This is a genomic window from Pandoraea sp. (genome assembly GCF_004297875.1).
Lineage (GTDB): Bacteria > Pseudomonadota > Gammaproteobacteria > Burkholderiales > Burkholderiaceae > Pandoraea.
This window is the reverse complement of record NZ_SCSK01000063.1, coordinates 93,191-116,717: the sequence shown is the minus strand read 5'-3', so window position 1 is coordinate 116,717 and position 23,527 is coordinate 93,191. Positions and strand designations below refer to the sequence as shown.

Sequence of the window (23,527 nt, the reverse complement as noted above, 5' to 3'; positions counted from 1 at the left end):
ATTCAACAAATTCACTGGCCAATCTGCCATGCGCATGGTGCCTGCGCCGTTGCGGTGCGCACCTGAGTCTGCCGCCTCCAGCGACGTGCAGGATCGTGAGTGTACACCTCGGGTCGCTTTCGGGCGGGCGCTCCCGCCGGCCTCGCTCAGTCGAGCACCGCTCCCTTGCGCTCCGGAATCAGCCACAGCGTAGCCAGCACGTCGAGCGCATAAAGCGAGGCAAGCAGCCCCAGCGCCGCCTTGAAAGACCACGCCAGGGCTACCGCGCCGACCACCAGCGGGCCGAATCCACCGACCGCCCGACCGATATTGAACAGCACATTTTGCGCGGTGGCACGCGCCTCGGTCGGATACAGTTCCGAAATCAGGGCCCCGTAACCGCCGATCATGCCGTTGACGAACAGCCCCATGATCGCCCCGCCGATCATGAGCGCACCGGGCGATTGCAACCGCGCATAAACAAACACCATCACCAGCGCGCCGACCTGGTAGCCAATGAAGGTCGGGCGCCGGCCAATGCGATCGGCCAGCCGCCCGAACAGCCAAATACCGAAGGCCATGCCCACCACCGTCACGGCGGTCCAGAGTGCCGACCTGGTAAGCGAATAGCCGAACGTCCTGGCCAGATAGCTCGGCATCCAAATCATCAAACCGTAATAACCAAAATTCTGCACCGAACACAGAATCGCCACGCCCACGCTCGCCCGCGTCGTCGGCCCGTCCTTCACCAGCAGGCGCAGCGAGCCGGCCGGGCGCGGCTCACGCGCGCGCTGCTCCAGAAACAACCGGGGCTCGCCGAGTGCGCGGCGCATCAGGAACGACACGACGGCCGGCACCAGGCCAACGGCGAACATGCCGCGCCAGCCGATGACCGGCAGCAGCAGCGGCGTCAGCAGCGCCGCGGCCAGTACCCCCGCCTGCCAGCCCAGCGCCACGAACGACGAGGCGCGCGCCCGTTGCGCCGGGGCACAGGCCTCGGCCGCAAGCGCCATGCCGATACCGAACTCTCCACCCAGGCCCACCCCCGCCACGGTGCGATAGAGCAGCAGATCCCAGTAGCCGCGTGCCAGCGCGCACAGTCCGGTGAACACGGCAAACAAAAGAATCGTCCAGCTCAGCACGCGCACCCGGCCAAACCGGTCGCTCAACATGCCGAAACCAATGCCGCCGGCGACGGCCCCGACCAGCGTCCAGCTCACCAACGCGCCGGACTGGGCGGCGCTCAGACGCAAGGCTGCGGCAATCACCGGCAACATGAAGCCGAGCACCAGCAAATCGAATCCGTCCAGCGCATAGCCCACGGCGGCCGCCCAGAGCGCGCGACTGGCGTAGCGGTGACCGGCAGTCTCTGCGGCCGGTGCCGCCGGCAGGGCCGATTGATTTTCCATGACATGGGATAGGGAGCCTCGAAGTGGCCAGAGTGTAGTCCCGGCCAGCGCCGCCACGCAACCCGCGGGTGCCCCTGGCGAGCCCTCGCTGTGGCATAATGCCGGGTTAGGAAACTCGCGCCGCCCGCCCAAGGCGGCCGCCTGCCGTCCATCTGCCAGGCCCGCCCGGCGCGGCGCGCGGCAAAGCATCCGGCGCGCCCTCCGCCCCCCGGCGCCCACCGTCACGCATAGGATCTGTCCATGATAGGCATCGACCGTCAAACGATTTCCGACCTCACCGCGAAGCTTTTGCTCGAAGTGGGAGCAGTGCATTTCAATGCCGAGAAACCGTACATCTTCACCTCCGGCTGGGCCAGCCCGGTCTATACCGACTGCCGCAAGCTGATCTCATATCCGCGCGTGCGCCGCACCCTGATGGATCTGGCCGAGTCGGTCATCATCCAGGAAATCGGCTGCGAGCAGATCGACACCGTGGCCGGCGGCGAAACCGCCGGCATTCCGTTTGCCGCCTGGCTTGCCGACAAGCTGATGCTGCCGATGCAATACGTGCGCAAAAAACCGAAGGGGTTCGGCCGCAATGCGCAGATCGAAGGTGATTTGCCGGAAGGCTCACGCGTGCTGCTGGTCGAAGACCTGACCACCGACGGGCGCAGCAAGATCAATTTCTGCAAGGCCCTGCGCGAGGCCGGCGCCAAGGTCAATCACGTGTTCGTGATTTTCCATTACGACATCTTCAAGGAAAGCCGCGAGGTTCTGCAGGAGATCGACGTCTCGTTGCACTCGCTGGCGACCTGGTGGGACGTGCTGCGCGTTGCCAAGGCCAACAATCACTTCGATGCCAAGACGCTGGCCGAAGTCGAGAAATTCCTGCACGAGCCGGCCAAGTGGTCGGGCGAGCATGGCGGCGCCTCGTCTTTCCCGAAGGATTGAGCGCGAGCGTTTTCGCGACGTCGGAAAAAAGCGGCCTGCGAGGTCGCTTTTTTTATCGCTGCGGCACGGTGATTTCCGGTGACCGCGTCAAATAATCGCGGATGAACGCATAGATCGCATCCACGTCATTCAGATCGAGCTGCGGCAGCGGCGTAGTCAATGGCTCGTCGCTGGCCACTGCCACCACGTCGGGAAACTCCGGCCACAGCGGCGGCTTGCCGCGCGAGGGCCGATACACCTCGAGTTTCGGCACCGCGCTGCGCTTGTAGCCCTCGACCAGCACCAGGTCGCACGGCGAGAGCAGCGCCAGCACGTCCGGCAGTTCCGGCTCGGGCGCCGCGCGATATTCGCGCATCAGCACCAGCCGGCTCTCGCTCACCAGCACGACGTCGGTGCTGCCCGCCTCGCGCATCCGGTACGAATCCTTGCCCGGCGTATCGAGGTCGAAACCGTGATGGGTATGCTTGACTGCGGCCACGCGCACGCCGTCCTCGGTAAAGCGCCGGATCAATGCCTCGGTCAAGGTGGTTTTGCCGCTACCCGAGGTACCCGCGATGCCAAAAACTTTCATGTGGTCCCTTTTTCTTTTCGTGGCGGCGCACCGCCTCGCCGCTATTCTGCCTGAGCCGCGCCCGCACGCAAACCCGCGGCACAAGGCGCGGCCGCTCTGCTACACTCGCGGCAGGAGATGGCATGCCTCCTTTAACCGCCACCGGCGTCCGTGCCGGGGCTGATGATGCCTACGCAACCCGTGACGCGGGCGCGTGGGTCGTCACGCCTGGCGCACCGCCAATATCGGGTACCTTATTGCATTTTCTTCATGTGAAAGGATCGCCCGCATGTTTCTCTCGATCGCCGCCATCAGCCTCGGCGCCTCGCTCGGCGCGGTGCTGCGCTGGCTATTGGGAATACAGTTCAATGCGCTGTTCCCAACCATCCCGCTCGGCACCCTGGCAGCCAACCTGCTCGGCGGCTACCTGATCGGCATCGCCACCGCCTTCTTCGGCCAGTACCCGGGTTTGCCACCCGCCTGGCGCCTGCTGGTCATTACCGGCTTTCTTGGCGGCCTGACGACGTTCTCCACGTTTTCCGCCGAAGTCGCGACCCTGCTGCAGGAAGGCCGGCTGGGCTGGGCCATGGCGGAAATTTTCATCCACGTGAGCGGCGCGCTCATCATGACGTTCCTAGGCATGGCCACCGTCGCCGGCGCATCGTTCCTGCTGCGCAACACCTGATCGGGAGAATCCCATGGAAGGCTTTCAAATCACGCTGTTCTTTCAAGAGAACAAACGCCACAGGCATCAGCCGCTGGCCGACTGGATCGTCGGCGAGGCCAAGCGGCTCGGCATCGGCGGCGCCACCGTCGTGCACGCCGCCGAAGGATACGGTCGCGGCGGCCGGCTGCATTGCGCACGATTTTTCGAACTGGCCGAACAACCTGTCGAGGTTACGCTGGCCGTCAGCCCCGATGAAATGGAACGCTTGTTCGCCAGCCTGCGCGCCGAAAAAGTCGAGGTCTTTTACGTCAAGGTCCCGATCGAATACGGTATGCTGGGTTCGACCGCCACGCCCTGAGCGGGGTAAGACCACCCGGCCAACGCTTACTGCAGCCAGCCGCCGCCGGGCGACGTGGTCATGCCGCTGATCTCGGCCGTGCCGGCCAGCAGCGCCACATAATGCCGCAGCGCCCGAGCCCGGTTGTGTTGCCACAGCAATTGCTCGACACGTTCGCGCGCGGCATCGAAGCCCGGCACTTCGCCGACGACGCGGCGCTCGATGCGCACCACGTGGAAGCCGTAGCGTGTGTTGACCAGCCGCGGCAACACGCCCAGCCGATCGCCATTGAACACCACCAGCTCGAACTCGGGCGCACTCTGGCCGCGCACCAGTTCGCCCAGACTGCACTCATGCTGGGCATGCCCGCACGCCAGGCACTGGCGTGCCAGGGCGTCGAAGCGCGACGGGTCCGCAAGCACTGCCTGCAAGGTATCCTCGGCGCGGCGCCGCACGATGCTCAGCGGTGTGGTCGGCGCCGCAGCAAAAAGAATCTGGCTGAGCGTGACCTTGTCGCCCTGACGGAACTGCGCGGCGTGGTTGGCGTAGTAAGCCCGGCAATCGTCCAGGCTCGGCGGCACCACATGCACATCGGCTGCCACCAGCGCGTCGATGACCGAATCGTCGAACACGCCATCTTCACCGAGCAAACGAAGCTCGATCGCCCGCTGGCGCAGCAACTCACGCGCGACCAGCGCCTGTCGCGCGGCCGACTCGGGATCGGCCCGGTCGCGGTGCTGGTCGATTTCCTCGGCCAGCGCCCTCGGATCGATCGCAATACCGTTGACGCTCAAAGACATAACGACTCCTGGCTCAAAATTCGTTCTGGATCCGACGATAGGCGCGCGCGAATCCGACATTCGTATGAATCACGGATTCGGAGAATTGCCTCGCATCGCGCGTGACCTTCGGGATCGTCGTCAAGTCCGTGTCGGGACTGACGTGGGTGGTCGATGGCACATAGAAATTGGAAGGGATGTCTTGTCCGTCGACCACGCAGTTGTGGCGCACCACCGCATAGTCGTGCACCACGCAATTGAACAGCACCGAGTTGAAACCGATGAAGACGTTCTCGCCGATGGCGCACGGGCCATGAACGATCGAGCGGTGCGCGATCGACGTGTTCTGCCCAATCGTCACGGGCGCGCCATCCTTGGAATGAATCACCACGCCGTCCTGGAGATTCGAATTGGCGCCGATCACGATCGGGGCCATGTCGCCGTGCTCGTCGACCTCGTCGGCCCGAATCACCACGTAGGGGCCGATGAAAACATTTTCTCCGACCACGACCTTGCCGCACAAAATCGCCGTCGGGTCGACAAACGACGTTTCGTGCACCACGGGGAAATCCCCGCGCGGATTCTTTCTCAGCATTTTCGATGGCTCCTTACCGTCGCCAACCACACCGGTAATTCACCGTAACTCCCATATCCGGAGCGCCTGCGCAATGCCGCATTGCGCAGGGCGATTTGTCATGCAGGTATAAGGAAGTTTTAGGCGATGAACGCCGTTTAATCAAATTTGCGGTGGCGCGGCATGCGCCAACTGTTGCCGCACGCCCACAGCCGGGCGGGGTGCCCGGTTTGTCTGGCAAATCGAGATAATTCCGCTGCTACCCGTGCCTGGACTTTGCTTTTGGCGTGAGCAGCGCCGCCTGCGAGGAGGCACGTTGCGGCCGCCGCCCCTGGGACGGCGCGGCCTGCGCTGTCTGCGCCCGGGAACGCCCGCCGCCGGGCTTGGGTGCGCCGGCACGACCTTGCTCGGCCGATGCCGGCACGCTCCTTTGCCCCGACGCCGGTTTGCCCGGCGCGCGCGACTTGCCCGGCTGGCCGGCAGACTGGCCGGCTTTTTTCTTCGGCGCGTTCTTGATACGCAGGACTTGCGTGGCTGCCGGCGTAGCCGGCGCGCGCTGCCCGCCGCTGCGTCCAGGCGCGCCCTGCCGCGAATTCTTTCGAATCGGCTGCGCGACCGCATGGGGGTCGGGCTCGAAACCCGCCACCACTTCGCGCGGCAGGCTGCGCTTGATCAGCTTTTCGATACTCGCCAGCAAATCGCGCTCGTCCACACACACCAGCGAAACAGCTTCGCCGCTGGCGCCGGCGCGGCCGGTGCGGCCGATCCGGTGCACGTAGTCCTCGGCAACCTCCGGCAGCTCGAAGTTCACCACGTGCGGCAACTGGTCGATGTCGATGCCGCGCGCTGCGATGTCGGTGGCCACCAGCACCTGCAGCGTGCCTTGCTTGAATTCGGCAAGCGCCCGGGTGCGCGCGCCCTGGCTCTTGTTGCCGTGGATCGCCAGCGCGGTGATGCCGCTCTTGTTCAATTGCTCGGCCAGGCGATTGGCGCCGTGCTTGGTGCGCGTGAACACCAGCACCTGATGCCAGTTCTGCGAGGTGATCAGATGCTCGAGCAACTCGCGCTTGCGCTCACGGTCGACCGGATGGATTTTCTGTGCGATCAGTTCGGCGGTGGTGTTGCGACGCGCGACTTCGATCAGCGCCGGGCGATCGAGCAAGCCGTCGGCCAGCGCCTTGATCTCGTCGGAGAAGGTCGCCGAAAACAGCAGATTCTGCCGCTTGGCAGGCAACGCCGCGAGCACGCGGCGAATGTCGCGGATAAAACCCATGTCGAGCATGCGATCGGCCTCGTCGAGCACCAGGATCTCCACGCGCGACAGATCAACCGTCTTTTGCTGCATGTGATCGAGCAGCCGCCCGGGGGTCGCGACCAGGATGTCGACGCCGCGCGCCAGTTGCTTGACCTGCGGCACGATGCTCACGCCCCCGAATACGGTGGCGGAACTCAATTTCAGGTATTTGCCGTACTGGGCCACGCTCTCCTGGACCTGCGCGGCCAATTCGCGCGTCGGCGCCAGGATCAGCGCGCGCACCGGTGCCGGCTTGCCGGGCGTGTGCGGGCGCGCCACGGGCGTTTGCGACAGGCGTTGCAGAATCGGCAAGGTAAAGCCGGCGGTCTTGCCGGTACCGGTTTGCGCGCCGGCGAGCAGGTCGCCGCCGGCCAGCACCGCCGGTATCGCTTGCGCCTGAATGGGAGTCGGCGTGGTGTAACCCAATTCGGTCACGGCACGCAGGATGGCCTCGGACAATCCGAGTGTTTTGAAGGACATAATGATGAGGCGCCCGGCCACGGCCGGCGCACTTTAGAGAAATCGAAGATGCATGGGGCGCCGCATTCAGCGGATCGACATTGATCAGCGGGCGACGCGTTTGAATCCTTTGGCCACCGCGCTAACGCGGGCACCGTCTATCGGGATTCAAGCGCGCGTAGTCTACCATGTGCGGCGCAACATCACAGCGATCTGACGCGCCGGGGCCGGCGGCGCGTCGCCTCTTACCGCTGCACCATCGTCTCGGTCTCGCGCTGCGCGCGGCCGCGCAGCAGCGCGTACAAAAGAATCCCGCCGAAGGTGGCGGTGCCGATGCCGCCGAGTGCAAAACCGCCAAAGCGCAGCGTGAAGTCGCCCGCTCCCAGCACCAGTGTGACAGCGGTCACGATCAGATTGCGGTTGTCGGAGAAATCGACCCGATTCTGCACCCAGATACGCGCGCCGGCCACCGTGATCAAGCCGAACACGACGATCGAAACGCCGCCCAGCACCGGCCCCGGGATGGTATGGATCAGCGCGCCGAATTTCGGCGAGAAGCCCAGCACCAATGCGATGCATGCCGCCACCACGAATACCAGCGTCGAATAGATCTTGGTGACCGCCATCACACCGATGTTCTCCGCGTAGGTCGTCACGCCGGTACCGCCGACGCTGCCCGAGACGATGGTCGCCAGCGCGTCGCCCAGAAAGGCACGGCCAATGTAGGGATCGAGATTCTGTCCGGTCATGGCGCTGACGGCCTTGATATGACCGAGATTTTCCGCCACCAGAATGATCGCCACCGGCGCCAGCAACACCATCGCGTTGGCGTGAAACACCGGCGCGGTGAACTTCGGCAGGCCGAACCATGCTGCCTGCGCCACCGGCGCGAAGTCGATCGGCGTGCCAAGCCCGGCGCCGTTGGTCAGTAGTGCATAAATCAGGTAGGCCAGGATCAATCCCAGCAAAATCAGCAGGCGCTGCATCATGCCGCGCGCAAACACCGCGACACCGCCCACGCACAGGATCGTCATCAGCGCCATCCAGCTGTCGAAGCCCTGGCCGCTGACGCCCTTGACGGCAACCGGCGCCAGGTTCAGGCCGATCACCGCGACCACGGCACCCGTCACCACCGGCGGCATCAGCGTTTCGATCCAGCGCGTACCGATCGCCATCACCACCAGTCCGATCACCGCATACACCGCGCCGCACGCGATGATGCCGCCCAGCGCCACCCCGATGTTCGCGTTCAGGCCATGCCCGGCATAGCCGGTCACGGCGATCACCAGCCCGATGAACGAAAAGCTCGAGCCGAGATAGCTCGGCACGCGCCCGCCCACCAGCACGAAAAACAGCAAGGTGCCGACGCCGGACATGAAAATCGCCAGATTCGGATCAAAGCCCATCAGCAGCGGCGCCAACACCGTCGAGCCGAACATCGCCACCACGTGCTGCACGCCCATCGCCACCGTCTGCAACCCCGGCAGACGCTCGTCGGGAGCCACCACCTGCTTGCCCGCGACACCGGATGACAGTCGCCATTTGGGAAAATAGGAATCCGCCATCGATATTCTCCTTTGAGGTTCAACCTCTTATTGATTGGTCGCGTGTGCGAGCGGAACGAGTCTTCGGCCCGAGCCGGGCGCTCAGGCTAGGCGCGAGTGTACGGAGGCCCCGCGCGAATGGCAAGGCAGCGCGCCCTGGGTAAGCACGGCAAAGCGTGCGACAATCCGCTTTTGCATATCGTCGACGGCCGGCAGGATGCCGGCTGCCCTGCTAGGAGCCCAGATGTTTGGTGAAATTGCACGTTTTCTGATCGACACCATTTTTACGTTGTTTGGTGCCGTTTTGCTGCTGCGTGCCTGGATGCAGGTCATCCGCATGCCACCCGGCAATCCGATTTCGCGCGGGGTATTCCAGGTCACCGACTGGCTGGTGTTGCCGCTGCGCCGCATCCTGCCCGGATATCGCGGCATCGACTGGGCCAGCCTGGTGGCGGCGTATCTGACGGCATTGGTTTTCCTCGTGCTGATGGTCGCCGCAGTGGGCGGACAACCCGCCCTGCTGTTCCCGCTGGGCTTGCTGATTGCCCTGCTCACGCTCGTCAAATGGGCGCTCAACCTGCTGATGTGGCTGACGCTGCTCATGGCGGTCATGTCGTGGGTCAACCCGCACTCGCCCGCGATGCCCGTGCTCGACTACCTCACCGCGCCGTTCCTGCGTCCGATCCGGCGCGTGCTGCCGCCCATCGGCGGAGCCGATCTGTCGCCGCTGGCCTTGTTCCTGATCATTCAGGTGCTGCTCATGTTGCTCGCGCGCGGCGGCTTTCTACTGTTCGGCATGTAAAAAAAGGGGCGCGGCCGGCAAACCGCCGGCCGCGCCCGCGAGGCTCTTGCCGTCACGCTTACTGCATCTTGTTGTCCTTCTTCATGCCCATGCTGTCGTTCTTCATGGCCATGCTGTCGTTCTTCATGGCCATGCTGTCCTTCTTCATCGCATGCGATTGCTTCGCATGAGATTTGTTCATTGCCTTCTCGGCCATCGACTCATGGCCCATCGCGTCCTTTTTCATCGTGTCCTGTGCAAACGCACCTGCCGACGCCATGCCGATACAAGCGGCCAGTACTGCCATCATCAACTTTTTCATGAAACGCCCCTATCTAAAATGAACCGGCACCATGCCGGATAAAACATCTGGCAAGCCAGACGAAATCGGTACCGCGCAACCACCTCAGGAGCCGCCGAACCAGTTGTATCCCTGGTCTTCCCAGTAACCGCCCGGATACGTATTGGTCACGATGATCGCCATGATGTGCTTCGGATTCTTGTAGCCCAGCTTGGTCGGCATGCGCAGCTTCATCGGATAGCCATACTTCGCCGGCAACGTCCGGTCGCCGTAGCGCAGCGCCAGCAGCGTTTGCGGATGCAGCGCGGTGGGCATATCGATACTTGTGTAGTAATCGTCGGCACATTTGAAGGCGACGTACCTGGCGCTCAGGTCCGCGCCAATGCGCTTGAGAAACAGCCCGAACGGCACGCCGCCCCACTGGCCAATGGCACTCCACCCTTCCACGCAAATGTGGCGTGTGATCTGGCTGGTCTGCGGCAGCGCGTTGAGCTCGGCCAGCGTCCACGGACGCTTGTCGGCCACCCGGCCGCCGAGTTCCAGCTTGTATGTGCTGCCGGCCACGCGAGGTACCTGATCGATGCCGTAATAGGCGTTGAACGGGAACGGCCGGGTGATCATGCTCGCCGGATACGTCGGTGCCAGCCGGGTGGGATCGAACAGCCAGGCCTGCGCGCGATCGTTCAGGCGCGAGACCTGCATCAGCAATTTTTCGGCGTCGCCCTCGCCGTTGACCGTGCAGCCGGTCAGCATCGACAGGCCGCCCAGGGTCAGCAGGCGCCTGCCGAACAGGCGGCGGGCCGGCGAACCCAACTCCTGGCGGGCGGCCTCGACGATATCCTGCGCGGTACGGCGATCGATTTCATTCGACGCTATGGGTCGCGGCATCACATTCTCCTCGTTCATGGTTATCGGTCAGCGCCCGCGCAGCATCGCCAGCAGGGTGCGCGGCACCAGCGCCACCATCGCCACGTGCACGACGAAAAACCCGACCAGCAAAGACATCGCGACAAAATGCACCACGCGCGCCGTGTCGTAGCCGCCCATCAACTCGCGCAACAATGGGAATTGCACCGACTTGAAAATCACCAGCCCCGAGAGCACCAGCACCGCGATGTCGACCATCACGAACAAATAGGCCAGCTTCTGCACCGCGTTGTAATGCCGCAAATCGGCATGCGCCAGGCGCCCGCGCAGTGCGGCACCCAGATCGCGCAGGATCTCGGCAGGTCGTAATGGGAAAAATTTGCGGGCGAAACGCCCTGTGATCAGGTTGAATGCCAGATACAGCACGCCATTGATGGCCAGCAGCCACATCGCCGCGAAGTGCCACAGCAGCGCGCCGGCCAGCCAGCCGCCCAGCGTGATGCCCGGGGGAAACGAAAAGCCGAAAATTGGCGAGGCGTCGTATATCCGCCAACCGCTGAGCACCATCACAATCACGGCAACGGCATTGAGCCAGTGCATGGTTCGCAGCCAGACCGGGTGGATCGCCGGTGTTTTCTGCGGAATTTGCTTTGTCATCATTCGTGCTCCTGACAATCGGCCATCGAATCGTTCAACGATAGGTATCCTGAGTGGCCAACGTGGCCCGCGCGGTCCGAGAGGGTGCGCTCGACTGCTCAAGATCGCAGCCCGAGCTGCTTTGTTGAAGCCGTAGTCGGACCGGCCACGCATTTCCTTACAGACGAATTTCAAATATTTTCGATAGCCCCGGCTCCGCGGCCAGATCGGGTCATAAACACGGGTTAACCCGCATGCCGGAGCAGGAGCGGCGGCCCGGCCACCAGTCAGGCCGTGCTAGACTCGACGGCTTGTCTGCTTCTCACCCATCGCCATCATGAGTTTCTGCGCGATCGATTTCGGCACCTCCAATTCCGCCGTTGCGCTGCCCGAGCACGCCGGCATCCGCCTGGCCACGCTCGAAGGCACTCAACCGACCATGCCGACGGCGGTGTTCTTCAACGCCGACGAAAACTCGCAGGCGTTCGGGCGCGCCGCGATAGCGGCCTACATCGACGGCTACGACGGTCGCCTGATGCGCTCGCTCAAAAGCATCCTGGGCTCGCCGCTGCTGGAGAGCGCCACCGACATCGGCGGCGGCCGCTCGATGCGCTATCTCGACGTGATCGCCACGTTCCTGCGCCAGCTCAAGCACACCGCCGAGCAACACGCGCGGCATCCGATCGAACGCGTGGTGCTCGGCCGCCCGGTTTTCTTCGTCGACGACGATCCGGCCAGCGACGCCGCGGCGCAGCGCTCGCTGACCGAAGCGGCGCGCCAGGTCGGCTTCAAGGACATCGAATTTCAGTTCGAACCGATTGCCGCGGCGTTCGACTACGAGTCGCGGCTTGAGACCGAACAACTCGTGCTGGTCGCCGACATCGGCGGCGGCACTTCCGACTTCTCGCTGGTGCGGGTCGGGCCGCAACGCATGCGCCAGCTCGAGCGCAAGTCCGACGTGTTGGCGCATTACGGCGTACACGTGGCCGGCACGGATTTCGACCGGCGCGTGGAAATGGCGACCATCCTGCGCGAGATGGGCTACAAGACGATCGGCACCGATGCACGCGAGATTCCCAACGGCGTGTATTTCGACCTCGCGACCTGGCATCTGATCAACACGATCTACGGGCCCAAGCGCTCAGCCGAGATTCGCCTGATGCGCCATCTCTACGCCGATCCGATCCATCACGACCGCCTGATGCGCACCGTCACGCAGCGCCTGGGGCATGCGCTGGCCGGCTGCGCGGAAGACGCCAAGATCGCCGTGGCTGCCGGAAGCGCTACGCGCATCGATCTGGAATTACTGGAGGAGGATCTGTCGCTCGCGTTCGACGAGCATGGATTGATCGAGTCGACACGCGAGGAAACGCAGCGCATCGTGGCCGCTGCTACACACACCGCGCGCGCCGCCGGCGTCGCTCCGCAGGCGATCGACGCGCTCTACTTCACCGGCGGCTCGACCGGATTGCGCTTTCTGTCGAACGCGCTGGCCGCTGCCTTTCCGAACGCCTTGCCGGTGGCAGGCGATCGGCTGGCCAGCGTGGCTACCGGCCTGGGCATTCACGCGCGCCGGATTTTTTCCTGAGCGGCAGCCCCGCGCAGCCGGGTTCACATCGCAATCGTCATACCGCCGTCCACCGTCAGCACATGGCCGTTGACGAATGAGGCCGCGGGCGAGGCGAGAAACACCGCCGCGCCGGCGATCTCATCGGGCCGGCCCCAGCGCTTGAGCGGAATGCGCCGCTCGACATGGGCGACGATCGCGGGATCGGTCACCATCGGCGCGTTCGTCTCGGTGGCGAAAAATCCCGGCGCAATGGCATTGCTGGTAATGCCGTGCGCGCCATATTCGACGGCCAGCGCCCGTACCAGTCCGGTCAGCCCCTGCTTGGCCGCCGTGTAGACGGCATCGCCCGCGCGCGCGACATGACCGGCAATCGAAGTCACGGTAATCAGCCGTCCATGGCCGCGCGCCAGCATATGCCGGGCCGCTTCGCGCGCCAACAGGATACCGGCGGTCAGATCGGTCTCCAGCAGTGCGCGAATATCGTCATCGGCGAAATCCTGCAGCGGTTGGCGCGAGCGAGCGCCGACGCAGTTCACCACGATATCGAGCCGCCCCTGGCGGGCGACGATGGCGCCGAGCGCCGCGCGCATCGCCGCCGTGTCGGCCATGTCGAAAGCAGCGCCCGATACTGCCGAGCCACCGGCCGCGATGACTTCCCGTGCCTGCTCGAGGCGAGCCGGGTCGCGCCCCGAGATGACCACGTGCGCGCCGGCGCCGGCCATCGCGCGGGCGATTTCGAACCCGAGTCCGCGCGCGCCGCCGGTCACCAGCGCGCATTGCCCCTGCAGGGAGAAACGTTCGAGAAACGGCAGTGAATTCATCGGCGATCGATATCCATGGGTATGACGCACGGCAAGACGACACTATCGGGCAACGCCCGGCAAGAACAGCTCGGCGCTATGTTCCCGACAACCCGTCGCGGCACACAGGCGCCGCATGAGCGGGTTGGTTGCGGCCCGTGCCACGCATGCGCCAGGTAACGCGTATATAAGGCTCGTGATGGCCCGACAGCGCCAGCGCGGTGCGAATGATCAGACGCTGGCTCGGCGCCCGCGTGCCGTACAACACCGCGCCGATAAGCAGCAGACTGCAGACGAACATCAACGGATGCAGCGCCGGCAGGCTGCGCAATTGCGACAGTGCGATGAACCCGATGCTGACGACCGCGCCCCACAGGCACCCGGCGACCACTTCGGATGGCGAATGCGCATGCAGCACCAGTCGCGACAGGCCGACAACGACACCGAACAGGAGCCCGAGCGCGGCGCCCGTGTTGCGCACCGCCGGCCGGTAACGCTGCAGCACGAGCCAAAGGATGGTCGGGTAGACGGCGGTGGCCAGCATCGTGTGGCCGCTGATGCCCGTGAAATTCAGCGACCGCACCCCTAATCCCCAACCGATGAAGGCGATCTTGGTTGCCGCGACCATCACCACGCCGACGCCGAACAACGCGCACCACAGCGTTGCCAGGCGCCAGGCCCGGCTGGCGCCCAGCCAGATCGCAATCGCCAGCGCGGCGGGCGCGAGCACCGCCGAATCGGCCAGATTGGTCAGCATCATCCAGTGAGAAGGGGCAAGCATGAGAAATGTCGGGCTGGAAAACCGGCGAGTGACGCCGTTCGCCACAGTTTAACAATTCCGCTGCCGATGCGAGCGCCAAGGCCGCTCAATCCAGCCGGGTCGGATCGTGAATGGCGGCGATCACCAGGTCGAGGAATGCATTGACCGCGCCCGGCAGCGTACGCCCGGCCATGGTCTGCACTTGCAAGGTTCGCTGGTGCAATTCCGGATTGCTCAGCGGCACGGCGGCCACGCGATCCGACTTGAGCCGGCCGCGCACGGTGAGGTAGCCCGTCAGCATCACCGCGTCGGTGGTCTGCACGAAGCTGTACAGGGCGGCGTGATAGTTGCTGACAAACACCGGTTCGAACAGCAGCCCCTCGAGGCTGCAACCAATATCGAAGAGTTGCCGGATCGTCACTCCCGGCTCCGAGATCGCCAGCGGGTACGGCAACAGATCGGCCAGCGAAACGGCCTCGCGCCCTGCCAGCGGATGAATATCTCGCACCAGCGCGAAAATCGGCGCGCGCTGCGCATAGTGGACGTGAATGTCCTTTTCCGGCGCGAGGCTGAAGCACACCGCGATATCGGCAGTACCCTCGCGCACCCGGCGGGTCGCTTCGGACGGCGCGGCCACATTGAGCTGCAGGTGCGTTTGCGGATAAGACTGGCGAAATCGCGCAAACACCTGGGGCAGGAAGTCGTTGGCCACACCCTCGGAACTCGCCACCCGCAAGGTCGCCCGGCCGCCCGAGGTAAGACCCCGAATTTCGTCGGTCACACGCTCGGCCTCCAGCAGGGTGCGCCGCGCATGAGCGGCCAGTAGCTCGCCGGCTTCGCTGAGCACCATGCCACGCGGGCGCCGCTCGAACAACGGCGTGCCCATCTCGCTCTCGAGCTTGGCGATCTGCCGGCTCAGCGCCGAGACCGCCACATAGAGCCGCTCGGATGCCTTGGTGAGCGAACCGGTGCGCGCCACCTCGAGAAAATAACGTAGCGCGTTGTTTTGCATGATCTCTCCGCTTTGCCATTTCGGCAAAGATAAGTGATAAATATTGACATTGTCTACAACGATGGCGCGGCTCACAATTTCCGCATCTATTTGTACGCGTCGGCCGGCATCCGAAACCGAACGCGCCGCCCCGGAGAACCCACGTGAGCCGCGACATCGCCATCGACAACGTCACCCACCATTTCGAGCGTGGCGCCTTTCTCGAGACGTTGCGCCAGCGCGTGGCGTTTCGCACCGAAAGCCAGGAGCCCGATAGCGGCCCGTTACTGCGGGCCTACCTGAGCGACGAAATCGCCCCGGCGCTGGCCGAACTCGGGTTCGGCTCCCGGCTATACGACAATCCGGTCGCCGGCGCCGGCCCGTTCCTGGTGGCCCAGCGGCACGAGAGCGACGACCTGCCGACGGTATTGACCTATGGCCATGGCGACGTGGTGCGCGGCTATGACGCTCAGTGGCGCGGCGGCCTCTCGCCCTGGCAGGTCACCGTCGAGGGCGACCACTGGTACGGGCGCGGCACCGCCGACAACAAGGGTCAGCACAGCATCAATCTGGCCGCGCTCAGGGCAGTGCTCGATGCGCGCGGCGGCCGCCTCGGCTTCAACCTCAAGGTGCTGTTCGAGACCGGCGAGGAAACCGGCTCACCAGGCCTGCATGCGTTTTGCGCCAGCCAGCGCGAGGTGCTGGCCGCCGATTTGCTGATCGCCTCGGACGGCCCGCGTCTGGGTGCCGCTCATCCCACGCTGTTCCTCGGCTCGCGCGGCCTGGTCAACTTCAAGCTGTCGCTGCAACTGCGCGATGGCGGGCACCACTCAGGCAATTGGGGTGGGTTGCTGCGCAACCCGGGCGTGGTGCTGGCCAATGCGATCGCCTCGATGGTCGACCGACACGGCCGCATTCTGGTCGAAGGCCTGCGCCCGCCGCCGCTGCCCGACGCGGTGCGCCGCGCCTTGGCCGGCATCGCCGTGGGCGGCAATCCGGGCGAGCCTGAGGTCGATGCCGATTATGGCGAGCCCGGGCTGACACCGGCCGAGCGCGTGTTCGGCTGGAACAACCTCGAAGTGCTGGCCTTCAAGACCGGCAATCCGGACAAGCCGGTCAATGCGATTCCGCCTTACGCGTTCGCATTCATGCAAATCCGCTTCGTGGTAGGCACTCCTTGGGAGGATCTCGAGCGGATCGTGCGCGATCACCTCGACGCGCATGGCTTCGCGCAGGTCCAGATCGAGGTCGAGCGCGGCATGCCGGCGACGCGCGTCGACCCGGACGACCCCTGGGTGCAATGGGCGCTCGCCTCGCTGCAGCGCACGACCGGCAAGGCGCCGGTACTGCTGCCGAATCTCGGCGGCACGCTGCCGAACGACGTTTTTGCCGAGGTGCTCGGCCTGCCCACGCTGTGGGTGCCGCACTCCTATCCCGGCTGCTCGCAGCATGCGCCGAACGAACACCTGCTCGGCTCGGTGGCGCGCGAAGGGTTGCGCATCATGGCCGGCCTGTTCTGGGATCTGGGCGAGGCCGGCCCGGCCGTGCTGCAGCAACGGCAACGATCGAACAACAAGTAAGCGTCCGGGGTCGACGCCGGCGCCCGCGCCCGGTGCGACCCACGAGCCGCATCGATTAACCACCCCTCGGAGGAGCACCCGATGAACCCCAATGCGGCAAGCAGCGCCCGGCTGGACGCGGCATCCCGGCAACCCACCGGTATCTATCGGCTGATTCTGGCCACATCGCTCGGCAATGCGCTGGAATGGTACGACCTGATCGTCTATGGCTATTTCGCCGGGACGCTGGCGCGCCTGTTCTTCCCGACCCACGACCGCACCGTTTCGCTGCTGCTCGCGCTCGGCACCTTTGCGCTGTCGTACCTGGCCCGGCCGATCGGCGCCATGGTGCTGGGCTCCTACAGCGACCGCAAAGGCCGCAAGGCATCGTTGATGCTGTCGATCGCGCTGATGACGCTGGGTACCGGCATGGTCGCGTTGATGCCCACCTACGCCACGATCGGCGTTCTTGCACCGCTGGGCATCTTCATCTCGCGGCTGCTGCAGGGGTTTTCGGCCGGCGGCGAGTTCGGCAGTTCGACCGCCTTCCTGGTCGAACATGCCCCGGCGCGCAGCGGCTTCATGTCGAGTTGGCAATTCGCCAGCCAGGGCGCGAGCACACTGCTCGCATCCGCTTTCGGCGTGCTGCTCACCACAACGCTCAATCCGGCGCAACTATCGAGCTGGGGCTGGCGCATTCCGTTTCTGTTCGGCATGTTGATCGGCCCCCTGGGCCTGTACATCCGCCGCCACGTCGACGAGTCGCCGGAATTCGAGCGCACGCGGCCGACGCGCACGCCGGTTCGCGAAGTGTTGACGACGCAGAAGGAGCGCCTGCTGGTGGCGATCGGCGCGCTGGTGCTGACCACCACTGCCCAATACATGATTCTCTATATGCCGACCTACGCCACGCGCCAGCTCGGGCTGGCGCCTTCGTACGGCTTCATCGGCACGCTGGTTACCGGCGCCGTCATCATGGTCATGACGCCCTTCGTCGGCCACTGGTCGGACAAGGTCGGACGCACCCGCATCATGCTCGCGGCCGGGCTGGCGTTCCTCCTGACCATCTATCCGGCGTTCATGTTCATTAATGCGCATCCATCGCTGGCGACGCTGCTCACCGCCATGATGTGGGTCGGCATTCTCAAGGCGCTTTATTTCGCACCGGTCCCGGCGCTGATGGCCGATCTGTTCCCGACCCGCACGCGCACCACCGGCATGGCCGTCGGCTACAACCTGGGCACCACGATCTTCGGCGGCTTCACGCCGCTGGCAGTGGCCTCGCTCATTGCCGCCACCGGCAACAACCTGGCGCCCGGCCTGTACCTGATGATCGCCGCCGTGGTCAGCCTGTTCACCATCGTCTGGGCGCGCAGCCGCCTGAACGTGCATTGAATGCCGTCGTCACGACAAGGAGCCGTATGCCGCCCACCCCGCTCGAGCAAGCCGTGCAATTCGCGATCGACCATGAAAGTCTCTGGGACCGTCATGTCGACGGCGCCTGGGGCGTGCATGTCAACGACCCGCCGCCGTGGAATCGCCTGCTCGGCCCGGTACACGACCGCGGCCCGGCCTCGGGCGCGATCGCCAGGGACGGCCGCCTGCTGGCGACCTGGGGCGAGCCCGAGCGCGCCGACCTGACCTTCAGCATTGCCAAAACCTACCTGGCCCTGCTGGCCGGCGTCGCGCACGATCGCGGCCTGCTGCCGGACGTCGACGAACCGGTAGGCGCGCGCGCGCCGGGCATCGGCTTCGACGACCCGCACAATAAAGCGGTAACCTGGGCTCACCTGCTGCAGCAGACCAGCGAGTGGCAAGGCACGTGCTTCGGGGTGTCCGATCAGGCCGATCACTATCGCGCGGTCACCTTCGGCAAGGCGCCGGGCGGCAAGAAAGGCGACTTGCGCCCCCTGCAAGCGCCGGGCACTTATTGGGAATACAACGACGTTCGCATCAATCAGTTTTCGCTGGCGTTGCTGCACCTGTTCGGCCGCCCGCTGCCGGAGGTGTTTCGCGAGGCCATCATGCAACCGCTGGGCGCGAGCGACGACTGGCGCTGGGTCGGCTATGACAACGCCTGGGTGGATGTCGGCGGGCGGCGCGTGCAATCGGTGCCGGGCGGCACGCACTGGGGCGGCGGCCTGTCGATCAGCGCCAATGACCAACTCAAGATCGGACAACTCCTGCTCGACGACGGACTCGCCCACGGCCGCCAAATCCTCTCGAAGGCGTGGCTGCAACGCATGCGCACCCCGTGCGCGCTCGCCCCTTACTACGGGTATCTGGTGTGGCTCAACCACGAGCGCAGTGTGTTCCCGAGCGTGCCGGCCACCAGCTACTTCGCCATCGGCGCCGGCAGCTCCTTCACCTGGATCGAACCGACGCAGCGGCTGGTCGTTATCGCACGCTGGCTCGACCCGGCGCACGCCAATGACTTCTTCGGCCGCGTTTATCGGGCGATCCCCAACGACGCGTAGCCTGGCGCCAACGTCCGCGCGACGGCAAGACCGGCCGGCTTCGGCTGGCCCTGCCCCGTTTTGCGCGCCGATCTCTTTGCCAATATTTCCCTGCTTCTTGTCGTAGCTCAATAAGCGGCGAGATCGCCCGCCTTCGACCCAACGAACTTCATAAAATCCGAATGCAGGCAGGCACAGTTATGCCGGCGGCGACACTGTGTCCAACAAATCACCGGGCCGCCAAACGTCATGTATCGGGGAAAAGAATGAAAAAAACCATTGCGCTCGTTTCGCTCGCGTCGGCCGTGCTGGCAGGATGTTCGACCTACGCCGTGCCGCGATATTCGATTTCGGCAGACAATGTCACCGCGCTGAAGACCGCAGCAGTCAATGGCGTCGGCGTGGGCGCGTTCACGCAGACGCTGAGCGCCAACCAACATCCAAACGAAATCATGTGCCGCGGCGTCGGCCCCATCAAAACCCAGGACGGCGAGCCGTTCGCGGAATTCATCCGCCGGGCCTTTATCTCCGAACTGAAAATCGCCGGCGTCTATGCGCCCACCGCGCCCATCCAGCTCACCGGCCACCTCGACAGCATCGACTTCTCGTCCACCTCCGGCATCTGGAACCTGACGCTCACGGTCACATCGTCAAACGGTCAGCATATGCAAGTCGCCGAAAAGTACACCTACACCACCAGCTACTACGGCGAAACCGCCTGCAACCAAACCGCCCAGGCGCTCATGCCCGCGGTGCAAGATTTGATCGGCAAGGTCGTCCACGCGCCAGAGTTCGCGTCGCTGTTGAAGTGAAACGGGGGCGCCGAGCGCCACGTGGTGACTTTCGTGTGGCGGATTTTCCCCGTGCGGAAAATCCGTCTCAAGTCATTGGGTATGCGAAGCGGGATGCGCAACACGCCATAGCGCTTGCGATGCAGATGTGCGGGGAGTTTAAAAGCCATCGCCGGTTTGCCTTGCGTGACACGGTCGTGTGACACGAAGCCAGAACCGGCGAATCGGAGGGCAAGTTTCCTTGCCAATCAGCGTATTGAGAATTCCTGGTGGAGCGGAGGAGGATCGAACTCCCGACCTTCGCATTGCGAACGCGACGCTCTCCCAGCTGAGCTACCGCCCCACGAAGCGGCGATTATAGCGTACTTTTTTGGGCCGTTGCTAGGCACCGCACGCAGTTGCGTTGCGACGACACTCGGGCACCAATTGACCTGGCCCAAAGCTTGTCACGCTGTCATTGACTACAGTCGATCTCCGAAAGCAGCAATGAAATCACCTGTTGATCGGAGCCATCATGAGCAAGATGCAAACGGCGTTGAGATTGGGAATGGCCGGTTCCCTGGCAATTGGACTTTTGGCTGGCAGCGCGGTAGCACACGCGGATGCCGGAGATATTCTGGTTCGCGCGCGGGCGATCAGCATCCAGCCGGATGTGTCGACCTCGGGCGTGCTGTCGACGGTGGGCGCTGGCGTGAACAATTCGATCGTGCCGGAGCTGGACTTCACATACATGGCAACCCGGCATATTGGCGTCGAATTGATCCTCGGCACCGCGCGCCATACGGTGAGCTCGAATATCGGCGAGCTTGGCCGGGTCAGTCTGCTGCCGCCCACGTTGCTGGCGCAATATCACTTCAATCCGGCCGGCAAGATTCGCACGTATGTGGGGGCTGGGATCAATTACACGCTGTTCTATAACGACAATCTGAAGGCTGGCGCCCAACCGGTATCGATCGATCGCAGCAGCGTCGGCCCGGCGCTGCAAATCGGCGTGGATGTCCAGTTGACCAAGCGCGTCTTCCTGAATGCGGATATCAAGAAGCTCTGGATCCAGACTGACGCATCGGCCGGCGGCGTGCCGCTGGGTACGCTCAAGATCAACCCGCTGGTCGTGGGCGTCGGGGTGGGGATGAAGTTCTGACGGGTGATTCGAGGCCGAACGTGCCGAGCACCCCGCCCGCCACGTCCGGCTGCAGCGCCCACCGCTGCCGGCATCACGCCGAATCGCCCGTTACTTGTCGGGGGCGCCGGCCAGGATCCACTGCACGACCGTCTTGATGTCGGCATCGCTCATGTTGGGGTGCGCCGGCATCGGTACAACACCCCATACGCCCGAGCCGCCGTTTTTGACCTTGCTCACCAATTGCGCCTCGGCACCCTTATCGCCCTTGTATTTGGCCGCCACGTCGCGGAAAGCCGGACCGAGGATTTTGCGATCGACCGCGTGGCAGCCCATGCAGGCATTTGCGGCAACGATTTTCTTGGCCCGGGCCACATCGACCGCATGCGCCATCGACACGCCGGCCATCAGTAACGCGGCAAGAACCACCTGTTTCATTTCGACTCCTTGCGATTTTTTGTCAATTCGCGATGCGGCAGCACGCACGGCTCACCGCCGCATCCGGCCGATATTTTGATCGAACCGCAAGAATTCAGCCAGCCGGGTTTCCCGATAATTCGGATTCGTCCGGCCGCGTGCCGACGCGGGCAGCCATCTAGTCGAACCGGTAGGAGTAGGCGGCGTTCACACGCAACGACCGGTTATTGCTGTTGGCCGGCTTGTCGGCGACCGGCTTGGCCAGCGAAAGATCGAAGGTATAGTGCCGTTGGTCCGACACGCGCACGCCGAGCGCGAGCGAGGCCAGCTTATCGTGCTGCAGTTGCCCCCGATTCAGATAAACCCGCGCGGTGTCCGCTTCGATATAGGGCTGCACCGTTTTCAGCCAGGCAAAGCCGGTACGGAACAACCGGTTGAATTCGATCGACGCGCCCCAGCCGGAATCCCCGGCGACTTCGCCGGCCGGGTAGCCCAGCCCAAAGCGAGTGCCGCCGAAGGTCGCCTGCTCCGGGGTAGGCACGGTGTTCGGACTGTATTGGCCGGTGGCCGCCAGCACCACGCCAAACCGATGCGGCAACACGAAACTCTGTGTTGCGCTGGCGACATAGCGTGTGAACCCAAGGTCATAGGGACCCAGCGCCGGCGAGTTGGAGCTCTGACTGGCCCCCAGTCCGTTGATGCCCTTGTAAATGGCGATCGACGCGCTGCGCGCTTGCTTCGGTGTGGTTTCGTTGTAGCTCAATTGCGCATTGGCGACACGAATGTTGACCTTCGAGGTGGCGTTTGCCGCACTGACCGTCGATTGGTAGCTGTCGCTGTTTTCGACCGCATAGACCCCACCGCTGCCGACCAGCCGGCGCTGGTTGTTGAGCACGAACGGGTAGCTCAGCGTGGCGCCGGCCCGCTTGTTGTCGATGTGCCGCGTGAGGTTGTCGTCGATCAGCGTCTGGTCGTGCGGCACGCCGCGGTAATGAGACGCATCGAGCTTGAGCGACAGGCCGTTGCTGCCGATCATCTGAGAGTACGACGCCGCGTAATACTCTTCGTGGTTCGGCCCCTTTGGCACGATAGTGGCGAACTGCATTTGCTCGCCGAGCGGCGTGAGTCCGTTGGTCGTCACTGTGATCAGCCCGCGCAGGCCCGGGTCGCTGGTACCCAGCGAGACGCCCACCGCAATCGGCTTGCGCTGCACATCCAGCGTCAGGTCGGTCGCGCCATCGGTACGCATGGGTGGTTTCATATCCGCCTTGATGCGCATACCCGGCACGAGGGTCAGCACGTTCAGGTAGCGCTCGAAAGTGGCGCGTTTCAACGGCCGTTCGGCCTGGATGTGAGCTGCGATTGCCTCGAGCTTGGCGCGCGAGGGTCCGGGGTTACCCGTAATGCGCGTGTGGGCGACATAACCCTCGACGACGACGATTTTCACGAAGCCATTCTTGAAGTCCTGCGCGGGCACGAAGCCGAACGACAGCAGATAACCGTGCTGCTGGTAAAGCTTGGTGACGTCGTTGGCGCGCGCGACCAATTCCCCGATCGTGACCTCATGGCCGGCCAGTGGCGCGAATAGCTTGGCGACTGTTTCGAATGGAATGCTTTTGACGCCCTCGATACCGAATTTGACCGGAACGATCTTGCGCGCGAGCAAGGCTTGAAGCGCTTGCTCCTGGGTCGGAGTCTGCAAATGGAAAGTCGGTGGCGCGATCTGGGGCGCCTGAATGGTCGGCAACGTGTCCATCGGGTTGCCCCGCAATGGACTGCCGTCCCCGGCATGTGCACTGGCGATCGCCCCGGCGGCAAGCGTCAGGCCCAGTGCGAATCGCATCCGCCGATGGCGTCCGGCACGCGCCCCCGGCGACGTCGATGCTTTTGCCATTGCGCCCCTCCCGTTATTTTTATCCACTGCCCCGCAGTGTACCGAGATATTTGGCTTAACGA

At 64.3% G+C, this 23,527-nt stretch carries 24 protein-coding genes, 1 tRNA gene and 1 riboswitch; of the genes, 10 read left to right on the top strand and 15 right to left on the bottom strand.

Going from position 1 to position 23,527, the window contains the following annotated elements; translation table 11 throughout:
* Positions 1 to 146: 146 nt before the first annotated feature.
* Entirely contained in the window at positions 147 to 1,388 is a 1,242-nt protein-coding gene (locus EPN80_RS18715) for an MFS transporter (RefSeq protein ID WP_293030866.1), read from the bottom strand.
* A gap of 240 nt (positions 1,389 to 1,628) precedes the next feature.
* Between EPN80_RS18715 and EPN80_RS18710 the strand changes: the two genes are divergently transcribed.
* Positions 1,629 to 2,318, top strand: a complete 690-nt coding sequence (locus EPN80_RS18710; protein WP_293030864.1) for an orotate phosphoribosyltransferase — start codon at positions 1,629 to 1,631, stop codon at positions 2,316 to 2,318.
* A gap of 52 nt (positions 2,319 to 2,370) precedes the next feature.
* Here the strand turns inward: EPN80_RS18710 and mobB are convergent, their stop codons facing one another.
* Entirely contained in the window at positions 2,371 to 2,889 is a 519-nt protein-coding gene (gene mobB / locus EPN80_RS18705; protein ID WP_293030861.1) for a molybdopterin-guanine dinucleotide biosynthesis protein B, read from the bottom strand.
* Positions 2,890 to 2,993: 104 nt separating this feature from the next.
* Positions 2,994 to 3,068: riboswitch (Fluoride riboswitch) on the top strand.
* Between the two features lie 89 nt (positions 3,069 to 3,157).
* On the opposite strand from mobB, the gene crcB reads away from it, so the two are divergent.
* Positions 3,158 to 3,553: a fluoride efflux transporter CrcB gene (gene crcB / locus EPN80_RS18700; RefSeq protein WP_293030858.1), complete on the top strand. Its 396-nt coding sequence runs from the start codon at positions 3,158 to 3,160 to the stop codon at positions 3,551 to 3,553.
* A 13-nt stretch (positions 3,554 to 3,566) separates the two neighbouring features.
* Positions 3,567 to 3,893 (top strand): DUF190 domain-containing protein, encoded by a 327-nt coding sequence (locus EPN80_RS18695; protein WP_293030855.1) that lies wholly within the window; start codon positions 3,567 to 3,569, stop codon positions 3,891 to 3,893.
* Positions 3,894 to 3,919: 26 nt separating this feature from the next.
* On the opposite strand, the gene EPN80_RS18690 is transcribed toward EPN80_RS18695, so the two are convergent.
* From EPN80_RS18690 to EPN80_RS18675, 4 genes are all read right to left on the bottom strand, one after another.
* Positions 3,920 to 4,672, bottom strand: coding sequence for a peptidylprolyl isomerase (locus EPN80_RS18690; protein WP_293030852.1), 753 nt, complete (start codon positions 4,670 to 4,672; stop codon positions 3,920 to 3,922).
* Between the two features lie 13 nt (positions 4,673 to 4,685).
* Positions 4,686 to 5,246: a carbonate dehydratase gene (locus EPN80_RS18685; protein WP_293030849.1), complete on the bottom strand. Its 561-nt coding sequence runs from the start codon at positions 5,244 to 5,246 to the stop codon at positions 4,686 to 4,688.
* Positions 5,247 to 5,484: 238 nt separating this feature from the next.
* Positions 5,485 to 6,999, bottom strand: a complete 1,515-nt coding sequence (locus EPN80_RS18680) for a DEAD/DEAH box helicase (RefSeq protein ID WP_293030846.1) — start codon at positions 6,997 to 6,999, stop codon at positions 5,485 to 5,487.
* Positions 7,000 to 7,223: 224 nt separating this feature from the next.
* Entirely contained in the window at positions 7,224 to 8,543 is a 1,320-nt protein-coding gene (locus EPN80_RS18675) for a solute carrier family 23 protein (RefSeq protein WP_293030843.1), read from the bottom strand.
* A gap of 223 nt (positions 8,544 to 8,766) precedes the next feature.
* Between EPN80_RS18675 and EPN80_RS18670 the strand changes: the two genes are divergently transcribed.
* Positions 8,767 to 9,324 carry a YggT family protein gene (locus EPN80_RS18670; protein WP_293030840.1) on the top strand — a complete coding sequence of 186 codons (558 nt, stop codon included), beginning with the start codon at positions 8,767 to 8,769 and terminating at the stop codon, positions 9,322 to 9,324.
* A gap of 58 nt (positions 9,325 to 9,382) precedes the next feature.
* On the opposite strand, the gene EPN80_RS18665 is transcribed toward EPN80_RS18670, so the two are convergent.
* The 3 genes from EPN80_RS18665 to EPN80_RS18655 all read right to left on the bottom strand — a co-directional run bounded on the left by EPN80_RS18665 (position 9,383) and on the right by EPN80_RS18655 (position 11,131).
* Complete coding sequence (locus EPN80_RS18665) at positions 9,383 to 9,625, bottom strand: hypothetical protein (RefSeq protein ID WP_293030837.1); 243 nt, start codon at positions 9,623 to 9,625, stop codon at positions 9,383 to 9,385.
* 84 nt (positions 9,626 to 9,709) lie between these two features.
* The gene (locus tag EPN80_RS18660) at positions 9,710 to 10,492 is read right to left on the bottom strand and encodes a molybdopterin-dependent oxidoreductase (RefSeq protein ID WP_293030834.1); all 783 of its coding nucleotides are present in this window, start codon (positions 10,490 to 10,492) and stop codon (positions 9,710 to 9,712) included.
* A gap of 27 nt (positions 10,493 to 10,519) precedes the next feature.
* Complete coding sequence (locus EPN80_RS18655) at positions 10,520 to 11,131, bottom strand: cytochrome b/b6 domain-containing protein (protein WP_293030831.1); 612 nt, start codon at positions 11,129 to 11,131, stop codon at positions 10,520 to 10,522.
* 313 nt (positions 11,132 to 11,444) lie between these two features.
* On the opposite strand from EPN80_RS18655, the gene EPN80_RS18650 reads away from it, so the two are divergent.
* Complete coding sequence (locus tag EPN80_RS18650; RefSeq protein ID WP_293030829.1) at positions 11,445 to 12,695, top strand: Hsp70 family protein; 1,251 nt, start codon at positions 11,445 to 11,447, stop codon at positions 12,693 to 12,695.
* Positions 12,696 to 12,718: 23 nt separating this feature from the next.
* Here the strand turns inward: EPN80_RS18650 and EPN80_RS18645 are convergent, their stop codons facing one another.
* From EPN80_RS18645 to EPN80_RS18635, 3 genes are all read right to left on the bottom strand, one after another.
* Entirely contained in the window at positions 12,719 to 13,498 is a 780-nt protein-coding gene (locus EPN80_RS18645; protein WP_293030826.1) for an SDR family oxidoreductase, read from the bottom strand.
* A gap of 76 nt (positions 13,499 to 13,574) precedes the next feature.
* On the bottom strand, positions 13,575 to 14,258 hold the full coding sequence (locus EPN80_RS18640; RefSeq protein ID WP_293030823.1) for a phosphatase PAP2 family protein: 684 nt from the start codon (positions 14,256 to 14,258) through the stop codon (positions 13,575 to 13,577).
* Positions 14,259 to 14,343: 85 nt separating this feature from the next.
* Positions 14,344 to 15,249 carry a LysR family transcriptional regulator gene (locus EPN80_RS18635; RefSeq protein ID WP_047215684.1) on the bottom strand — a complete coding sequence of 302 codons (906 nt, stop codon included), beginning with the start codon at positions 15,247 to 15,249 and terminating at the stop codon, positions 14,344 to 14,346.
* Positions 15,250 to 15,392: 143 nt separating this feature from the next.
* Between EPN80_RS18635 and EPN80_RS18630 the strand changes: the two genes are divergently transcribed.
* From EPN80_RS18630 to EPN80_RS18615, 4 genes are all read left to right on the top strand, one after another.
* Positions 15,393 to 16,808: a M20 family metallopeptidase gene (locus tag EPN80_RS18630; protein ID WP_293030819.1), complete on the top strand. Its 1,416-nt coding sequence runs from the start codon at positions 15,393 to 15,395 to the stop codon at positions 16,806 to 16,808.
* A gap of 81 nt (positions 16,809 to 16,889) precedes the next feature.
* Entirely contained in the window at positions 16,890 to 18,182 is a 1,293-nt protein-coding gene (locus EPN80_RS18625) for an MFS transporter (RefSeq protein ID WP_293030816.1), read from the top strand.
* 26 nt (positions 18,183 to 18,208) lie between these two features.
* The gene (locus tag EPN80_RS18620) at positions 18,209 to 19,264 is read left to right on the top strand and encodes a serine hydrolase (protein WP_293030814.1); all 1,056 of its coding nucleotides are present in this window, start codon (positions 18,209 to 18,211) and stop codon (positions 19,262 to 19,264) included.
* 161 nt (positions 19,265 to 19,425) lie between these two features.
* A complete protein-coding gene (locus EPN80_RS18615) occupies positions 19,426 to 20,055 on the top strand; it encodes a hypothetical protein (RefSeq protein ID WP_293030811.1) in 630 nt (209 codons plus the stop codon).
* Between the two features lie 246 nt (positions 20,056 to 20,301).
* On the opposite strand, the gene EPN80_RS18610 is transcribed toward EPN80_RS18615, so the two are convergent.
* Positions 20,302 to 20,377, bottom strand: a tRNA-Ala gene (locus EPN80_RS18610).
* A 204-nt stretch (positions 20,378 to 20,581) separates the two neighbouring features.
* Between EPN80_RS18610 and EPN80_RS18605 the strand changes: the two genes are divergently transcribed.
* Positions 20,582 to 21,175, top strand: a complete 594-nt coding sequence (locus EPN80_RS18605; RefSeq protein ID WP_293030919.1) for an OmpW family outer membrane protein — start codon at positions 20,582 to 20,584, stop codon at positions 21,173 to 21,175.
* A 90-nt stretch (positions 21,176 to 21,265) separates the two neighbouring features.
* Here EPN80_RS18605 and EPN80_RS18600 read toward each other — a convergent pair whose 3' ends face one another.
* Both EPN80_RS18600 and EPN80_RS18595 read right to left on the bottom strand, forming a co-directional pair.
* Positions 21,266 to 21,592 carry a c-type cytochrome gene (locus EPN80_RS18600; protein ID WP_293030808.1) on the bottom strand — a complete coding sequence of 109 codons (327 nt, stop codon included), beginning with the start codon at positions 21,590 to 21,592 and terminating at the stop codon, positions 21,266 to 21,268.
* 157 nt (positions 21,593 to 21,749) lie between these two features.
* A complete protein-coding gene (locus tag EPN80_RS18595; protein WP_293030806.1) occupies positions 21,750 to 23,465 on the bottom strand; it encodes a POTRA domain-containing protein in 1,716 nt (571 codons plus the stop codon).
* Positions 23,466 to 23,527 lie beyond the last annotated feature (62 nt).